General features: G+C 59.8%; 2 protein-coding genes. Both read left to right on the top strand.

Features of this window, described 5'->3' with window-relative positions:
• On the top strand, nucleotides 1–228 hold a 228-nt coding region (locus JWG43_RS17310; RefSeq protein WP_240193665.1), incomplete at its 5' end, for a FeoA family protein.
• A 145-nt stretch (nucleotides 229–373) separates the two neighbouring features.
• Nucleotides 374–2,893 (top strand): ferrous iron transport protein B, encoded by a 2,520-nt coding sequence (feoB, locus tag JWG43_RS17305; protein ID WP_205244198.1) that lies wholly within the window; start codon nucleotides 374–376, stop codon nucleotides 2,891–2,893.
• The last annotated feature ends 6 nt before the right edge of the window (nucleotides 2,894–2,899 follow it).

Genomic DNA, 2,899 nt, shown 5'->3' with positions numbered 1-2,899 from the left:
TGCCGGATGCTCGCCGATGTCCTTCCCGGCCAGAGGGCCAGGATCCGCTGCCATCACGGATGTGGGGCCATTCGCCAGCGACTGCTCGATCTCGGTTTCGTCCCGGAGACCGAAATCAGCATGATCAGGTGCGCGCCCCTGGGGGATCCGCTGCAGTGCAAAGTATCGGGGTATAATGTCACCCTGCGTAAATCCGAGGCCTCGCTCATCGAGGTGGACTGTGAATAACAGCCGCGGACGGGGCACACAGGGTGCTGGTGGTGCCGGTTGCCACTGGCGCCGCCCCTTATCCTTTGTGAACTACCGGATTGCCCCGTCCTGAATAGACTCTCCTCAGCACCGCTGTCACTCCCATACTCCTTCATCCTCTCCCATGCAGATCGAAAAAAAACTGCTCGTTGGCCTGGCGGGCCAGCAGAATGCCGGCAAATCGACGGTGTTCAACATGCTCACCGGTGCTCACCAGCACGTGGCCAATTATCCCGGGGTCACGGTCGATAAAAAATACGGTCTCTATCGCCATGAAGGGGTCAAGGTCGAGCTTGTCGATCTGCCCGGTACCTACAGTCTGACCTCTTTTTCCCTGGAAGAACGGGTCGCCCGTGATTTTCTCATCACCACGCAGCCAGACGTCCTCATCAACGTGGTCGATGCCTCCTCGTTGAAACGAAGTCTCTATTTCACCTTTCAGATTCTGGAAATGGGCTTTCCGGTGGTGGTGGCCCTGAATATGATGGACGTGGCCGCACGCAACGGGTTGCGCATCAATGTCGAGCGCCTGCGCCACCGGCTCGGGGTGGACGTCGTCCCCACGGTGGGCCGGAAAGGCAAGGGGAAAAAGGAGGTCCGGGATGCGGTTCTGGCGGCGGCGCAGCGCAAAGAGGGCAAGGCCCTGGAAATCTCCTACGAAGAGCTGGAACCCGCCATCGGCTCCCTCCATGCCATGCTGGAGCGGTCGGAGCTCGTCGGCACCTGTCCCCTCCGCTGGCTGGCGGTGAAACTGGTCGAGGGCGACAGCGAGGCGGAGAAACTGCTCATCGGCAAACTGGGTCCTGATTGCGCCGAACTGGCGGCGGCACGCAAAATCCGCGGTGAGTTCGAGGCCAGTCACTACATGTCGGTGGGCGATTATCTGGTCGGCTGCCGTGACCGGCTGGCCACCTCCATCATCGCTACCTGCGTCAAGGAAACCAGGGAAGGGCGGACCAATATCACCGAGGCCATCGATGCCGTGGTCCTCAACCGCTTCGCCGCCCCGTTTATCCTGATCGCCACCGTGTTTGTCATTTACCAGCTCTCCATTGTCAAGGGCTATGACCTGACCCAGTATTGGTGGCCGTTTCTGGCCAAGTTCCGGGCCATGACCGCGTCTGCCCTGCCGGACGCGGGTCTGCTCCATGACCCCTATATCCGTTCCATGGGGTTGTGGATGGTGGATTCTGCCAACGCCCTGCTCAATTATATCCCCATTTTTCTCATTCTCTTCTCCCTCATCGCCATTCTCGAGGATTCGGGCTATATGGCGCGGATCGCCTTTATCCTCGATAAAATGTTTCATGCCTTCGGCCTCCACGGCCAGTCGACCCTGCCCTTCATTCTCGGCGGGGTCTTTGCCGGCGGCTGCGCCGTGCCCGGGGTCATGGCCACCAAGGGCATTCCGGACGAACAGTCCCGCATGGCCACCATCCTGACCGTGCCCTACATGAACTGTCTGGCCAAGATCCCCTTTTATACCCTGCTGGTGAATGTTTTTTTTGTCCAGTATCGATCCTGGGTGATGCTGTTTCTGTCCACGATCACCATCTTCATGGCCCTGCTGGTGGCCCGCCTGCTCACCCTGACCGTGCTCCGCGGCAAGGAAACCGCTCCCTTTGTCATGGAACTGCCCAATTATCATCCGCCCACCCTTTTCGGGGTCGGTCAGCGGGCCCTGGAACGGACCTGGCAGTACATTAAAAAAGTGGGCACCATTGTCATTGCCGTGTCCATCTGTGTGTTTACCTTGCTGCAGTTCCCCGGCCTTGGGGCCGAGCGGGTCAGATGGTACGAGAACGAAATGGCCGCCGCGGTGGCCAATTTCCATGAACGGATCAGCGCCAGCGCCTATGCCGGGCAATTGCAGGCAGAGGAAGACCTGGTGCGCATGCTCAATCTCTACAGCGAATACCGGGCCGCCCGGCTCAATCTCCGCAGTCCTGCCGGCGCCGTTGCCATGAATGAGCGATTTGAGCGCAAGGACCCGGACCTGTTCCTTTTTCTGCGACCCGGCACCGACGAAGACGCGCAGATCATCAGCAGAGCACTGCGGAGCCTGGCCTCACAGCAGGTGTCTCTGCGGCGTCAGATCAAGGAGGAGCAGATTGAATCCAGTTTTCTCGGCATGATCGGCAGGGGCCTGGAACCGGTGACCCAGTGGGCCGGATTCAACTGGAAGATTAATGTGGCGATCCTTTCCTCCTTTGTGGCCCGCGAGTCCAGCGTTGCCACCATCGGTGTCCTCTATCAGCAGGGGGCGGATGATAATCTGAGCCTGGAGGAGCGCATGGCCGCGGAAACCAGGGAGGGTGGATTCACCCCGCTCCATGCCCTGGCGATTATTCTCTTCTTTGCCCTCTATCCCCCCTGTCTGGCCACCACCATCATGATCAAGGTGCAGACCGGATCCTACGGATGGATGCTGTTTTCCATCCTTTTTCCCACCGCTCTCGGCTTTGCCGTCGCCTCGGCCGTGTTCACCGGTGGCGGAGCCCTGGGGTTGAGCGGCATACAGATGATGGCGCTATTTTATGGCACCGTGGTGACTCTGGCCTTAGTTGTCGGGCTGTACGGAGCCCGCGGGACGCCATCCCTCGGTTATCCTGATCCCGCGGATCGCTCCGGAACTGCCGCCTGAACAGGG

Origin of the sequence: Desulfobulbus alkaliphilus, from assembly GCF_016918545.1 — a bacterium.
Lineage (GTDB): Bacteria > Desulfobacterota > Desulfobulbia > Desulfobulbales > Desulfobulbaceae > Desulfobulbus > Desulfobulbus alkaliphilus.
Note: the sequence above shows the minus strand (reverse complement) of the source record. Positions and strands in the feature narration are given on the sequence as shown.